At 58.4% G+C, this 14,426-nt stretch carries 10 protein-coding genes; 6 read left to right on the forward strand and 4 right to left on the reverse strand.

Features of this window, described 5'->3' with window-relative positions; all coding sequences use genetic code 11:
- Positions 1–70: 70 nt before the first annotated feature.
- Both XX99_RS15265 and XX99_RS15270 read left to right on the forward strand, forming a co-directional pair.
- Positions 71–406: a PspC domain-containing protein gene (locus XX99_RS15265; RefSeq protein ID WP_082125618.1), complete on the forward strand. Its 336-nt coding sequence runs from the start codon at positions 71–73 to the stop codon at positions 404–406.
- Positions 407–460: 54 nt separating this feature from the next.
- Positions 461–1,294 (forward strand): alpha/beta fold hydrolase, encoded by an 834-nt coding sequence (locus tag XX99_RS15270; RefSeq protein ID WP_221302535.1) that lies wholly within the window; start codon positions 461–463, stop codon positions 1,292–1,294.
- A gap of 79 nt (positions 1,295–1,373) precedes the next feature.
- Here XX99_RS15270 and XX99_RS15275 read toward each other — a convergent pair whose 3' ends face one another.
- Both XX99_RS15275 and XX99_RS15280 read right to left on the reverse strand, forming a co-directional pair.
- Complete coding sequence (locus tag XX99_RS15275; RefSeq protein WP_184085207.1) at positions 1,374–1,838, reverse strand: hypothetical protein; 465 nt, start codon at positions 1,836–1,838, stop codon at positions 1,374–1,376.
- A gap of 125 nt (positions 1,839–1,963) precedes the next feature.
- A complete protein-coding gene (locus XX99_RS15280) occupies positions 1,964–2,617 on the reverse strand; it encodes an HAD family hydrolase (protein WP_050060285.1) in 654 nt (217 codons plus the stop codon).
- 175 nt (positions 2,618–2,792) lie between these two features.
- Here XX99_RS15280 and XX99_RS15285 point away from each other — a divergent pair, with 175 nt between their 5' ends.
- The gene (locus XX99_RS15285) at positions 2,793–3,953 is read left to right on the forward strand and encodes a pyridoxal phosphate-dependent aminotransferase (RefSeq protein ID WP_231581410.1); all 1,161 of its coding nucleotides are present in this window, start codon (positions 2,793–2,795) and stop codon (positions 3,951–3,953) included.
- 217 nt (positions 3,954–4,170) lie between these two features.
- On the opposite strand, the gene XX99_RS15290 is transcribed toward XX99_RS15285, so the two are convergent.
- The gene (locus tag XX99_RS15290; RefSeq protein WP_156186012.1) at positions 4,171–5,346 is read right to left on the reverse strand and encodes a cytochrome P450; all 1,176 of its coding nucleotides are present in this window, start codon (positions 5,344–5,346) and stop codon (positions 4,171–4,173) included.
- Positions 5,347–5,723: 377 nt separating this feature from the next.
- Here XX99_RS15290 and XX99_RS15295 point away from each other — a divergent pair, with 377 nt between their 5' ends.
- The 3 genes from XX99_RS15295 to XX99_RS15305 all read left to right on the forward strand — a co-directional run bounded on the left by XX99_RS15295 (position 5,724) and on the right by XX99_RS15305 (position 13,366).
- Positions 5,724–8,189 (forward strand): TonB-dependent receptor, encoded by a 2,466-nt coding sequence (locus XX99_RS15295; protein ID WP_184085204.1) that lies wholly within the window; start codon positions 5,724–5,726, stop codon positions 8,187–8,189.
- Between the two features lie 247 nt (positions 8,190–8,436).
- Complete coding sequence (locus XX99_RS15300) at positions 8,437–12,372, forward strand: TonB-dependent receptor (RefSeq protein ID WP_082125641.1); 3,936 nt, start codon at positions 8,437–8,439, stop codon at positions 12,370–12,372.
- A 160-nt stretch (positions 12,373–12,532) separates the two neighbouring features.
- Positions 12,533–13,366: a DUF2076 family protein gene (locus XX99_RS15305; protein WP_050060289.1), complete on the forward strand. Its 834-nt coding sequence runs from the start codon at positions 12,533–12,535 to the stop codon at positions 13,364–13,366.
- 150 nt (positions 13,367–13,516) lie between these two features.
- Here XX99_RS15305 and XX99_RS15310 read toward each other — a convergent pair whose 3' ends face one another.
- Positions 13,517–14,332 carry a hypothetical protein gene (locus XX99_RS15310; RefSeq protein WP_231581411.1) on the reverse strand — a complete coding sequence of 272 codons (816 nt, stop codon included), beginning with the start codon at positions 14,330–14,332 and terminating at the stop codon, positions 13,517–13,519.
- Between the last annotated feature and the right edge of the window lie 94 nt (positions 14,333–14,426).

A 14,426-nucleotide genomic window follows, 5' to 3' on the forward strand; every position in this document is an offset into this window, starting at 1 on the left:
CGGAAATCCGCAAAGCCTAAGGGCGCAGCGGACGACTGGGTGTAAGCTTTCTTTCCAAGAGGGAATCGCAATGGCGGTATTCTGCAAAAACTGCGGCAATTCGATGAACGAAGGCGCTCGCTTCTGTTCCGCTTGCGGCGCACAGATGAACTTCGCTGCTCCACCGGTCTACACCGCGCAAACCCGGCTCATTCGTCCGCGCGCCGGGCGCATGGTCGCCGGCGTTTGCCAGGGGCTGTCGAACAACTATGCTTGGGACGTAACCTGGGTGCGGGTGATCACGGTGCTGCTGTCCATCTTCGGCGGCGGCGCGGGAATCGTCGCCTACGTGGTCTTCTGGGTGGTTATGCCCGAGGAGCCGCTGGCGCTCCCGTCCGGAACCACCTACGTTCCGCCGGCAAGCTAGAGTCTTCTCTAATCGGGAATCGCTCTGAATGCAGCGACCTGCCGTTTGCAGATTATGGCGGCAGGCCGGGCTAAACTATTCTTCGTGTTCTACAACTCCGGCGACGCCAAGCTCTTCTATGACATCCAGGGCGAGGGGCAACCCCTGGTCCTGCTGCATCCCATGCCTTGCAACCACCGCTTCTGGCTGCAGGTAGCCGCCGCGCTTACCCCGAAATACCGGGTGATCCTGCCCGACCTGCGCGGCCACGGCCAGTCCGAGGCCGGCGAAGGCTCCATCACCATGGAGAAGTTGGGCCGCGATATCGAGCGCCTTCTCGATGAGCTGCAGATTCCGCGCGCTCTCTTCGCGGGATGCTCCATCGGCGGATACACGCTCTATGAGTTGTGGCGAAAGGTTCCCGGCCGCGTGACGGCATTGGCCTTCTGCTGTTCGCGTCCTCAGGCCGATACCGAAGCCAATCGAATCAGGCGTGAGGAGTGGAATCGGATGATCACCGAGCGGGGAACCGGCGATTGGATCGAGTCCATGCTGGCGCAGCTGATCGGGTCAGCGGCCCGGCGGCGGGAGCCGGAGAAGATCGGCGAGGCGCGCGAGATGATGCAGATGGTACGGCCGGCAGCAGCGATTGCACTACAGCAGGGGCTAGCCGCGCGGCCCGATTCGGTGGAAACCGCCAAAACCATTCGCGTGCCGGCCTTTGTGCTGGCCGGCGGCGAAGACCAATCCTCGACCACGGCCGACATGAAGCTGCTGGCCGACACCATCCGCAATGGCGGCTACAGCGCGGAATTTACAGAGATACGCGACGCCGGACACTACGCCCCATGGGAACAGCCGCAGATGGTCGGCCGCCTGCTCCGGCGGTTCTTCGATTCAGTAAGCTAGCCTTCTGAGTCAGCGGTCTTTCGCAGCAGTTGTCCCCCCGACCGTAGCGAAGCGAAGTGGAGGGACCTGCAGTTCTTTCCTACAGGTGATGGCACCAGCGAAAATGCAGATACTCCTCGATCCCGATAAGCAACAGGGTCGCGACGGAGAGGGCGAGCTGCACACGCTCCATGCGAAGCTTGTGCCGGCTCGGCGGCTGCTGACGCCACTGCGACGCCGGACGACGGCGCAGCCGTCGAACCTGGAAGAGGATGCCGAGATTGGCGAGCGAGCCGAACAGCGCGAACGCGATCATCGGCACGCGAATCCAGTCAGCGTGAAAACGATCGAAGGCCGCACCCACCTCGGCGCTTAGCGCCAGAGCGCTTATCCCAATAGCCAGACGGAGGCCGTCGAGCGCTGCAAAAAAAGTGCATATGCTCTGCAGCAGCGCAAATAAAAAGCTGGACCATGCAATCAGTCCTTGTGCGCGCCCATTGTCCTGCGACGTTGCCGGCGAAATGGCGACTTCGGATTTTTCTGCTACCGCAAGAAGGTTCGGCATCGAAGAGATAGATTCCACGCGAGCCAGATTCGGTTCTTCCGTCGAGTATTATTCTACCGGTTTCGCCGTTGAGCTTTCCTAAAGCGCGTTCTGTACGTCGAACCACCCGCAAGTGGAAATGAAACCTACGCGTGTGCCGGCGTGGCTTCGCCGGGAATGGGCAATCCCTCGAGCAGGTTGCGCGCTTCGAGATCCTGCCGCAGCTGGCCGATGGAGTGAAACAGTACCGCGTTCAGCCCGACGCTGGTCGCCGCCTCGATATTCTCCGGTTTGTCATCCAGAAAGAGCGTCTGCTGCGGGGCAACGCCCAGCCTTTCGCAGGTGTGAACGTAGATCGCGGGATCGGGCTTGCCGATGCCCAGCTCGCACGACCAGGTGTGGTGCTGGAAGTGAGCCAGCCAGCCGAACTCCTGCCGCATGTAGCAGAGCATCTCTTCGCCCATGTTGGAGAGAATCGCGGTAGGGAAGCCGGCATCCTGCAGAGCGACCACCCAGGCCAGCATCTCTTCGTTCAGAGAGGTCCACATGAGCACGTCGGTCTCGATGAGGTACTGAATCCGCTCCGGTGTGAACGCAACTCCGGCATCCTTGGCCACACTGTTCCAATAGGTGATGCCGTTGAGCTGGCCGAGGTCATACTCGTGGCGAAAACGCCAGTAGGACGCGAAGAGCTTGGACTCGTCAAGGCCGGTGAGCGCAATCATTTTTTCTTTGGCAACGGGGTCCTCGCTGTTGCTCAGCACGCGTCCGTAGTCGAAGATCACCGCTGTAATGGCCATGAAGGAATTTCTCCTGTCGATCGGTTGTGAAGCGGATGAGGAGTGGTCGTTGCAGCCGGCCGGTTGCAGGCAGAATGTTCGCTAGCCGTTGCAAGCAAGCTGCTCCTTTCATTATGCCTAATCGGACTGCGCCGCTGCTCATGAAAAGATAGTTGCGATGAGAGCGGTTCCTAAATTGTCATCACGCACCGCCTGGGATGTGGCGGAAACCGATCTGACGCGGGCCATACGCGAGCGGCGCACAGCGGGCCTGACGCTGATCGATCTGACCGCGTCCAACCCCACGCAATGCGGCTTTCTTTATGACGAGGCGGCGATCCTGTCGGCGCTGAGTGATCGGCAAGCCCTGCAGTACGATCCCGACCCGCGCGGGATGGAATCGGCACGCGCGGCAGTCGCCGGTTATTACTCCGATCACCGCATTGCAATCGATCCGGAGCGCATTTTTCTCACCACCAGCACCAGCGAGGCGTACAGCTACCTCTTCCGGCTGCTTGCCGATCCCGGCGACGAGGTGCTGATCGCGCAGCCCAGCTATCCGCTCTTCGATTTTCTGGCGCAGCTGGAGGATGTGCGGCTGGTGCCCTATGCGCTCTTTTACGATCACGGCTGGCATCTGGACATCGAATCTTTGCGGCAGCGAATCGGGCCGAAGACCCGGGCCATCGCCCTGGTTCACCCCAACAATCCCACAGGACATTTCACCAGACCCTCCGAGCGCGAGGCGTTGGAGGAGCTATGTGTCGAGCATGGCCTGGCGCTGATCGTCGATGAGGTTTTTCTGGACTACGCGCTCACCGGCCAGGCCGCACCAAGCTTCGCGACCGGGGAGCATCCGGCCCTGACCTTCGTGTTGAGCGGGTTGAGCAAGATCGCCGCACTTCCGCAGATGAAAGCGGCGTGGATCGCAGCCTTTGGACCGGAACCGGAATTAGCCGACGCCCTTGCGCGGCTGGAAATTATTGCCGACACGTTTCTGGCCATGAACGCGCCCATTCAATGCGCGCTGCCCGCATGGCTCCGGGGACGAAGAGAGATACAGCAGCAGATTCGCTCGCGCCTCGCAGGGAATCTCGCCATTCTCGATACAGCTCTCGCCTCGCAAAATATGGTGACCCGGCTCGATGTCGAGGCGGGATGGTATGCGATTCTGCGCGTTCCAGCGCTAGCGCCCGACGAAGAGCTGGCGATCCGCCTGGTGCGCGAGCATGGCGTCTCGGTGCATCCCGGCTCGTCCTTCGGATTTGCCGACAGCGGATGGCTGGTGCTAAGTCTGCTCGTGCCTCCGGCTGATTTTCTAGCGGGAGTTCAGAGTATCCTCGATATCTTCCGCTAATCGCGAGCCGGGTGCCCGACGCCCCGACTTTCGGACGTGGAGTTCCACAAAACCGAATGGCAGTTCAGGAATTCCATTCGCGAAAAAGAGTCGCGCAGAAGCTACTCATCATTCAAAAGAAACGTTTTTCTAACGAGGGCAGAGAGAAGAAATCTCAGCGAACGATGCGTATCGAGTTCGCTGAGAATGACGGCTTTATCTGCCCAAGGGTCGATTCCTAATTTCGAATGGCAACGGGAAGCGACTTGAGAGATCGGAGAAAGAAAACAGGCTCGTATTCGAATTGATCGGTCCTAAGCTGGATGTGAGGCATGCGCTGCGACAGATGCAATAACGCCACTTCTGTCTCCATCCGGGCCAGCGCTGCACCGAGGCAGGTGTGCGCGCCGTAGCCGAAAGCGACTGAGGAGACATTTTTCCTGGTTACATCCAACACCTGTGGATTGGAAAACTTCTCCGGGTCGTGGTTGGCGGAACCGATTCCCATCAATACCTCATCGCCCTTGCGAATAAGCTGCCCACGCATCTCAATGTCCTCGGTCGCGACTCGCTGAACCCAGAGCACCGGGCTTACAAATCGCAGTAGCTCCTCAACGGCGCCAGGCCACAATTCGGGAGCAGCACAGAGATGCTCCCACTGTTTTCTGTCCGACAACAGGAACCGCAACGATCCCCCCAACAGATTTACGGTGGTCTCCTGTCCGGCGACGAACATGAACATGGAGAGCACCACGATGTCATTTTCCGACATACCCAAAGATGCGGTGTCCGCATTCACCAGCGCGGAAATCAGATCGGCCTTGGGTTCCCGGCGTCTTTCCTCGAAGAGCCGCAGCAGAACTGCCTCGGCAACGTGGAGCTGCTCGGCGATACGTTCCACCTGTGCATCGTCCAAACGTAGTATTGCTCCGACAAAGCTTATCTGCAGGTCCGCGGCCTTCACCATCAGCTCGCGGTATTCCTCGGGAATGCCCACAATATCGGCGATCGCCTGCGAGGGTAATGGCTTGGCAAAATCGGAAATGAAGTCGCATGTCGCGCTTCGTTCCATGTTGTCCAGCAGGTCGTTAACCCGCCGCTCCAGCGAGCTCTTGATCACGTTGGTGACCAGAGGTGTAAATGCCTTCATGACTGTCTGCCGCTGCGCCGTGTGCGCCGGCGCATCCAACGCCTGAATATGCCGGAGCAGGAGGCGTCTGCAGATTTCGAAGCTCGGACGCGTACTCGCCGGCAGATTCTCTGCGCGCCGTTCTACGATTTCGCTGTTATTGTTTGACAGGCGTTGGCTGTCGCGCATCGCCTGTCGCACGTCCTCGTATCGGGATAAAAGCCAGAAGGAATATGGCTCGCCCATGCGATAGACAGGATCTTCTGCCCTCAATTGCGTAAACATGGCAAAGGGATCCTGTAAATTCGACGGCGCATGCAAATCGTATTTATGTGCTGCCGGAGCCGATATCTGCTGACTTTTCACTTGAACCACACCCCTGTCTTACCCATATTTGCGATAACGTGAGTTTGCCAACTCAACCCGACCGCTCTGATATGTAAACCGGGCTCTTTTCTTTTTATTCCCCGCAGGAAAGATAACCCGCCATCACGTCGTCGTTCTGACGAATGGAGTGAGCAAAAATTCCCGCGGTTAGAAGTCTTGAAATTCACCGGTTGTTATCAGGCATCGCACCGGCCACAGGGATAGCGGCCTGAGTTGGTAACGGCCTGCCGCTTTTTTGGGCGAACGAAGAGGGAACTCATTAGAATTGCTGATGAATGCTAGCCTCTAAGCTGCTCTGCCGCTCCGCTCTGACTCTGATCTTCGTGCTGATGGCCGCTCGCCTGTCGGAAGCTGTAGCGGTGCATGGCACGGTCTCCGATCCATTGGGCAGGCCAGTCTCGAATGCGACCGTCGCTCTGGTGCAAAAGGGACAAGTCATCGCCACCGGGCACACGCTTTATGACGGCAGCTATCAGCTCAGCTCCTCGGCCTCGGGGCAATTCAATGTTCTGGCTGGCGGGGTCTCATTCAGGCAACTGCTTTCGAAGAACTTCTACGGCGCCACGCTCGACTCCATCGAGCAGAATATTGTCCTCGAGCCGGAATGGGTGCATCAGTCCATCGTTGTGACGGCCACGGGAACGCCGCAGCCCCAGGCGCAGGTCAGCGCGAACATTGCCACCATCACCAAGACCGATTTTCTGAATCGCGCCGAGATGGTCGATCCACTGCGGCAGATCAACGGATTCGACGTGGTGCAGACCGGCCAGCGCGGCGGCGTAACATCGGTTTTCATCCGCGGCGGCAACTCCGATTCGAACAAGGTGCTGCTCGACGGCATCCCGATCGAGGACATCGGCGGACGCTTCGATCTTTCTACTATCTCGAGCACCGGCATCTCGTCGGTCGAAGCCTATCGCGGACCGAACAGCGTGCTGTGGGGCTCGGATGCGGCCGCGGGAGTGATCGCCTTCGATACGCCGCGAGGCACGACTTCGTTTCCTTCGTTGCTGTACGAAGGCGATGCGGGAAGCTTCGGCACCTATCGCAACGAAGTGCAGCTCGGCGGTACGTTGCGCAAATTCGATTACTACGGCGGCTTCGCCGATCTGCAGACCAAAAACTCGCTGCCCATGGACGAATATCACAACATCACAAGCGTTGCGAATCTTGGATATCAGCTTTCAGGTGCGACTTCGGTCCGCTTGACGGCGCGCAATGCCGATGTTGCGACCGGATTGCCGGGAACCTACTCGTTCTTTGGCATGTCCAATGACGGCAAGCAATCCGACCAGGACATATCTCTCTCGGGAACTATCGATCACAGCTTCAGCGATGCCTGGCATGGGTTGGTGCGGTACGGCATGGCGCGCAAGAGGGAAGAAGAGGAGCAGTGGTATCCGGCGGGACACCTGATCGAAGGTAATTACTACGGCAATCAGGTAACGATCCACGGTGCAAATGGATATTCCGCGTCGGGCCAGGCTCTCATGAACTTCGGCGGCACCTATCCCTATACTCTCGATCTGGTTTCGAACCGCGACAATCTCTATGCGCAGACGGATTACAGCATCACTCCGCACCTCACCGCCATTGCCGGCTTCCGCTATGAAGATGAGCGCGGCGCGGAGAAGGAGTTTGCCTACGGTCTCAACGAAACTCTGGAGCGGGCGAACTACGACTACATGCTGACCATCAATGGCGAATACAAGCAGCGCATCTTCTATTCGCTCGCTGGTGGTATCCAGAAAAATCAGCTCTACGGCACACAGGGGACGCCGCGCGCGGGTGTGTCTTATTACGCGATCCGTCCCGGCAAAGGCATCTTCCACGGCACCAAGGTTAATTTCAACTACGCTCAGGGCGTAAAAGAGCCGACCATCGACGACCAGTTCGGCTCGCTCTACACATTCTTGCTAGAAAATGGCGGAGCGTCGACCATTCACCGGCTGGGCATCACTCCCATCGGCGCGGAGCAATCGCGCAGCTACGACGGCGGCGTTGAGCAAAGCCTCTTCGATGAACACGTCTTGTTGCGTGCGACCTACTTCCACAATGAATTCGGCAGGCAGATCGAGTATGTCGGCGCGAACCTTGTGCCCCAGCTTCTCCCTCAGCTATCGTCCGCCGAACAACAGCAGCTGGAGAGCTTTCTTGAAAGTGAAGGCGCCTTCGCGCTCACTTTGAATTCGATGGCCTTCCGCGCGCAAGGTCTGGAGACTGAAGTCGAGTACGGCATCGGAAAGAATATTTTCATGCGCGGCGGATATACGTACCTCGATGGCCAGGTACAGCGCTCGTTTTCGTCGGATGCCGTAGGCCCGAGCACCAATCCGAATATCCCCGGCGTGCTGATCGGCAATGTATCGCCGCTGGACGGAGCGCGGCCGTTCCGCAGGCCGCCGCATACCGGCTTCGCCAGCGTGAGCTATACCGGCAAGTCGCTGACCGTCGTAGGCACAGGCGCATTCGCCAGCCGCAGCGACGACTCCACTTATCTTGGCGGAGAAGATCCGTTCGGCGAAAACACGCTGCTGCTTCCCAATCGCAATCTGGATTCCGGTTACGCCAAGCTGGATCTCGGTGGAACCTTCCGGCTTACGTCCTGGCTGGGAATCTATGCTCAACTCGACAATTTACTCAGCCAGCAACATATCGGACCGATCGGCTACCCCTCCCTGCCGATGAATTACCGCCTCGGGCTGCGCTTCTCGATCGGCCACCCGCGCAAGACGCAGTAACGGTTACAGATACCGGTCCGGAAGACGTGGTTTCTATTGATGAAACTCGTTTTTGCGATTCGATCAACAAATACGCTGCCCCCGCGGCGTGAATCGTAACCGCCGCCGATAATTTATCCCGTCCTTAACATTCCCGATCCGGCTGCTTTGTAGTCTCGTCTCTGACGTTGAAGCTCCCCCGTCGCATTAACAGATAGTTAAGAACGATTTCATCAACTCCTTTTGAGGCTGATCAATGAATTTCCTTATGCGCACTCGCGCATTTCTTTTACTTTTTCTCATTGTGGGTGTGTCGCTTGCAGTCGCGCCGCGTAGCTGGGCGCAGCAAACCCTTGGGACTATTAACGGTACAGTCACGGATAAGTCGGGCGCTGCGGTCGGAGAAGCAACTGTAACCGTCACCGGCGACACTACCGGGCTGACTCGTTCCGCTAAGACCCAGAAAAACGGATACTTCGAGATCCTGAATCTGCCCATCGGTCCGTATACCGTGAGCATCTCTCACGATGGCTTCGACACCACCAATATCCCTGCGATTACCGTGCAGGAAGCGCGCGCCTCGACCGTCAATACGGAATTGAAGGTCGGTAGAGCGTCGGAGTCGGTGACCGTCATCGAGAATCCGATGTTGAATGCAACCGACACCACCAACGGCTATACGCTGGATCGCGCGCAGATCGAGGCGACTCCGCTGGCCACCGGCAGCTTTACCCAGCTGGCCATTCTCGCGCCCGGCGTTAGCGCCGAGCTCCTCGGCGGAACCGGCAGCAACGCCGGCCTCGGCAATCAGCCCATCTGGGCCAACGGTCAGCGCGACACCAGCAACACCTTCACCGTGAACGGTGTTGACGTAACCAACCTCTTCAACGGCAAGAGCTCCAGCCAGAGCGAGTCGCAGCGTAACAATTTCAACATTGGCGAGAGCGGCCAGCCGGGCGGCAGCGACCAGACCAGCACCTCGGTCGCCGGTTCGAACGGCAATGGCCTAGCTTCGCCTCCTCCCGATTTCATTCAGGAGCTGCGGGTGAACACCTCGATGTATGACGCGCAGCAGGGAACCACGAGCGGCGCGCACATCGACGTCAACACCATCAGCGGTGGAAATAAATTTCACGGCACTGCCTGGGGAACGCGCGGCACCGACTGGCTGAATGCCGATCCCTTCTTCTTCAAGCAGGATGGATTGGCTACGCCACAGCTGCACCGATTCACCGCCGGCGGCACGGCCAGCGGTCCCATCATCAAGGACAAGCTCTTCTTCTTCCTCGGCTATCAACATACCGGGTCGGACGATCAGTTCGCCGGCGTCTCTCAGTTCCAGGTTCCTTTCGGCCTCACCGACGACCGTTCCACAGCCGGCATTACCGCTGCGCTTCAGTCCTACTACACGCAATCGGGAACGAAATACACACCCATCGCGAAATACAATTCGGCGGCGGTTGCTCTGTTAAATGCCAAACTGCCCGATGGAAGCTTTTTATTTCCGTCAGCGGGCGCCAATGCTCAGGCCCAACTCACGGCTGACAACCCGGACGTCACCCTCTCTTCGACTTCCACCTTCAAGGCGGATCAGGCGGATGCCTCGCTTGACTACAGCCTCAGCTCCATTGATCATCTTTCCGCCAAGTATTTCTACCAGCATTCTCCGGCCTTCGCCCCGTTCGGCGTCTCTAGCACGGAGGGTTTTCCTCAGAACGAAGACTCCGGCGCGCAGGTCGCAGCCCTGAGCAACAACATCGTGCTCGGCCCCAAGATCAATTGGGAGCAGCGTCTTGGATTTTCCCGGCAGAAGGTCTTCAGCAACTTCAACCCACAGCTCGGCGCCAACCAGGGCGGAATCACCATTCCCGGATTCAATAACTTCCCCGGTCTCGAGTTGAAAGACTTTGCCTACAGCAGCTCGAAGACGGTCGACGCTGGTCCGGAGTCGGCATTCGTCGACGCCGGATACTTTGAGAACCGGTTGTCGCCCTCCTCGAACGTCATCTTCACGTCGGGATCGCATACCATCTCTGCCGGTGCGAACTACAACTATAACCAGCTGAATATCCGAAACAATCGCGGGGGTTTTTCTGAGCTCGAGACGAAGAACTTTCCCAGTTTCCTTTCCGGTAAATTAAGCGACGGCACCATCCTGCTGGGTGATTCGCAGCGCTACTACCGCTCCCACGACATCGGCGCTTATGTCCAGGATAAGTGGCAGGCGAGATCCAATCTCAGCATCACCGCCGGATTGCGTTACGACTTTAACGGTCCTTTGACGGAAAAATACGGCAACCTCTTCAACTTCGATCCCGCTCTTTATTCGGCGACGGATTCCGTAGTTACGAACAGCGGTTTCATCTGCGCGGGCAATAACAAGAACTGCGCAACTCCCGGCGTCAGCGACTCGACGCTCAAGGGACGGCAGTGGGGTATCGCGCCGCGTGTGGGCTTCGCCTACGCTCCGCCGTGGAACCAGGGCAAGGTGATCATCCGCGGCGGCTTCGGCATCAACTATGATCGCGGTGAGCTCTTCCAGTACCTCTCGCCGCCGGCCGGACAGGGCATCGGTGGTCCTTTCGGTGTGACCGAGGAAGCCCCGCTGGCCTCGTATCAGAATTTCAGCGGCACTCTCGATGCGCCCTTCGGAACCAAGCCGCTTCCTCCCGGTGGAGTACCAGCCGGCAGCAGCATAACCCAGTACTTCAATAGCGTGCTGCCTACCGCGAACCAGATCAAAAACGCTTGCACAGCAGCGAATGTCTACAACTCATCCTCTTTCGCTTGCTCGGCGATCCCGTATGTGATCGGCGACTACGACGTCAATAACAAGCTCCCGTATGCGGAAAACTGGAGTCTCGATTTCCAATGGCAGCCGCGCAGCGATCTGGCTTTGACCTTCGGCTATGTCGGCAACCGCGGTCGTCATGCCGTGATTCCTCTGCCCTTCAACGAGCCGCAGATTGCTACTCCCACTCACGCTATTAATGGGGAGACCGCATCTTACGGCTACCAGGTGCTGGCCGCGACTCCAACGACCTCGTGCCCGAACCCGTACCCGGCTAAATCCAGTCAATTTAGCAATGGCTGCGCTCTCTCCACGGAACCGTACAACACCTTCAGCGGCGGTAACGTCGATCTACGCGTGCCATTTGTTGGTTACGATCCGAACTCGACGCAGTTTAAGGCGGCCGGTGTTTCCGCTTACGACGCCTTCCAGACCCATGCTGAAAAGCGCATGAGCCATGGCGTGCAGGTGGGAGCCTCATACACCTATTCGCACACCCTCGACGAACAGTCCGATGTAGGACTCTTCTTCACCGGCGACAACCCGAGTAATCTCCGTAGCTCCTATGCTTCGTCGGACTTCGACCGGACGCACATCATCACCTTCAATTACGTCTTCGCACTGCCCAATCTGGAGCACCGTAGGAATCTGATCAGCTACGCCACGAATGGATGGTCACTGATCGGCCTGACTGTATTGCAGAGCGGACAGCCGTTCAGCATCTATGACTTCTCAGGTTCGGTAGGCAGCCAATACTTCGGCAACAACATCGAGCTGATCAACCCTGTTCTGCCTCTGGCTCCGGGAGTCACACCGCACCAGGCGAAGACCGGACATTCCGGCGCCTTCTTCAATTCCAACAACCCGCTTTCCTCATCACTCAATCCGACCAAGTTCCAGATCCCGTTGGTCAACCCGGGCAGCAACGGTGTTCCCAGCTGCGATCCCAGCGGCGGTCCTGGAGGCGGTCCTCTCTGCGACGTATACGAAACGAGTTTCGTACCTGGACAGCGTAATATCTTCCGCCAGGCCTTCCAGAAGCGTGCAGATATCTCACTGCAAAAGGTCACGAAGATTTCCGAGAGGGTGTCAGCTCGTTACACCTTCGATGTCTACAACCTCACCAATACGCCCAGCTTCGATATCCCGACCAACAACATCACTCTCAATCCTGAGTTCGGTGAGCTGAATGGAAACGAATCCGGAAACCAGGTGCAGCCGGGTACAGCGAACACGGGTGGACCGGCTACCGTAACCACGCCAACCGGCTCTGCAACCTGTCAGGGAGCGTCGCCGAACTGCGCTTACCAGCTCTATACCACTCCGGGCGCCAAGTCCAACTCACTCGGTGCGGTCAAGAACACCATCGGCAGCCCGCGCATCGTCCAGATGTCGCTCCACGTCAACTTCTAACCTGTTTCTCTTCTTACCGAGGGCCGGCCATGTGCCGGCTCTTTTCTTTGCGGGGGAACCTTGCACATGCTGCTGGCGTATTCTTCGAGTGCGGGCCAGCGCCGATACGTTTTATCGCGTCTAAGCTAAGTGGTTCGCCACGCATGATGAAGGAGAAAGTATGACCCCGCAGGAAGCGCAGATGTTGCAGGATTTAGTGAACAAGGTAGAGAGCACTCAGCTCTCCGAGAAGGACCCGGATGCCGAGGCGCTTCTCAATGACGGATTGGCGCGCGATCCCGATGCCCTCTACAAGCTGGCGCAGACCGTGCTGGTGCAGAATTTGGCCCTGAATCAGGCGCGTGCGCAGTTGCAGGCGCAGTCGGATCAGCTTCGCCAGCAGCTGGCGCCTCCACAGCAACAGCCGGCCCGCGCCACTAGCTTTTTAGGCAGCCTGTTGCATCGCCAGCCGGCCGCAGCGCCGCCTCCGAATCAAGCCCCGCAGTATGCTCCGCCGCAATACCAGACGGTGCCGCAGTATTCCTCCATTCCACAGGCGGGACAGCAAGTGGTCTATGAGCAGGCACCCAGCAGCGGCGCAGGCAGTTTTCTGCGCTCGGCCGCGACGACGGCAGCGGGTGTTGCTGCAGGCGCATTGGCCTTCGAGGGGATCGAGTCGCTGATTCATGGCGGTCACGAAGGCGGATTCTTTGGCGGTGGTCCGGGCTACGGCGGTGGAGGATACGGTGGCTACGGCATGGGCGGCGGCGCGCCGGTCGAAGAGACGGTCAACAACTACTACGGCGATCCGAACTCGCAGGGCGGTTATACGGATGGCCCCGATATGCAGCCTCAAGGCCCCTATGAAGGCAGCGGCCAGGATCAGGACATGCAGCCGCAGGGACCGTACGACGATTCCGGGAATACCGAAGAGGCAAGCTACGACGATCAGGGCATGGATGCCGACATGGGCGACGACGGCGGCGGCAACTACGGCAGCGACGATATGGGCTAAGGCCAACTCTAGGCCTTGAAACCTCACCGTCATTTTGACGACCAACGAGAGGAAGAATCTCAGCGACTGTATTTTCACGCAGCATCGCGGAGATTCTTCGCTTCACTCAGAATGATGACTGGAAGCAGTATTAACCGCAGGCGAATCCGGTCAGCGTTGGCTAAGCTGGCTGGGTTCCGCCACTGGCGGCTTCAACGTCAGCAGCAGCTTGACCGCGTCCTGATATCCCCAGCCCGCCGAAACCGGAGCGAAATCAGTTTCGTCCTCAGTGGTGTCGAACTCCAATGATTTCAGCATCAGCGCTTTACCGTGAAGGTTAAGCTTGAAGTGATACTGCTCCCAATGATCGTTGCCGACATCCTTCTGCTCCACCAGGATTGACCCGCCCTTGTAGAGCTTGCCCAGAATGCCCCAGCCGAAGTTGACGTAATCGATCAGATGCACGTCGAGCTTGACCATGCGCTCCTGCTGCTGGTCGATCCATAGCTCGCCGGCCATGCCTGCATACACTTCCGCCTCGCGGTCCGGAGGATGGAATGCCGGGTTGGGCTTCAGTGAGAGCCTGACCGCTTGGCCGCTCGGGCCCTGCTCCATGCTCTCGAAGTGATAGAGAAAGGCATCCGGCAGCAGCCGGATCATCTCGTTGGCACGATTGCTGTCCGCCTGTTCCCGCTTGTGGCGATGCTCCTGGACCTCGGGATGCTGAAGCAGGTTGTTCAGCCGGTCGAGCTCGTCCTGGTTAGCCACTGGTCCCAGAGGATGGCCGTCATATTCAATGAGTCGCGCCACGTCGCCATCTTTCGTCTCGATAATTTCTTTGGTGGTGACGCGGTTGTTATCAACCTTATGAAGCTTGTAGCGATAGGGATGAGCACCGTTGCCGGGTTTCAGCTCGTTGGCCACCGCGCGCCGCACCAGGGCCACGGGATCGGCGGCAACCGCATCCTGGGTCATCGCCTGGCCCATCGCAGCCCGGGAGCAGGCGTACAAGGAAAACGTCAGGCAGAGCAGACTTACGACAATGCTGAATGGAAAAACAGGCCGTTGGATTCTGTCGCCC

Origin of the sequence: Silvibacterium bohemicum, from assembly GCF_001006305.1 — a bacterium.
GTDB lineage: Bacteria > Acidobacteriota > Terriglobia > Terriglobales > Acidobacteriaceae > Silvibacterium > Silvibacterium bohemicum.

Excerpts from the sequence above, each read along its gene's own strand:
- XX99_RS15295 (WP_184085204.1), top strand. The coding sequence starts at position 5,724 with ATGCTAGCCTCTAAGCTGCTCTGCCGCTCCGCTCTGACTCTGATCTTC.
- XX99_RS15280 (WP_050060285.1), bottom strand. The coding sequence starts at position 2,617 with ATGGCCATTACAGCGGTGATCTTCGACTACGGACGCGTGCTGAGCAAC.
- XX99_RS15275 (WP_184085207.1), bottom strand. The coding sequence starts at position 1,838 with ATGCCGAACCTTCTTGCGGTAGCAGAAAAATCCGAAGTCGCCATTTCG.
- XX99_RS15305 (WP_050060289.1), top strand. The coding sequence starts at position 12,533 with ATGACCCCGCAGGAAGCGCAGATGTTGCAGGATTTAGTGAACAAGGTA.
- XX99_RS15270 (WP_221302535.1), top strand. The coding sequence starts at position 461 with ATGGCGGCAGGCCGGGCTAAACTATTCTTCGTGTTCTACAACTCCGGC.
- XX99_RS15310 (WP_231581411.1), bottom strand. The coding sequence starts at position 14,332 with ATGGGCCAGGCGATGACCCAGGATGCGGTTGCCGCCGATCCCGTGGCC.
- XX99_RS15265 (WP_082125618.1), top strand. The coding sequence starts at position 71 with ATGGCGGTATTCTGCAAAAACTGCGGCAATTCGATGAACGAAGGCGCT.
- XX99_RS15290 (WP_156186012.1), bottom strand. The coding sequence starts at position 5,346 with ATGTTTACGCAATTGAGGGCAGAAGATCCTGTCTATCGCATGGGCGAG.
- XX99_RS15300 (WP_082125641.1), top strand. The coding sequence starts at position 8,437 with ATGCGCACTCGCGCATTTCTTTTACTTTTTCTCATTGTGGGTGTGTCG.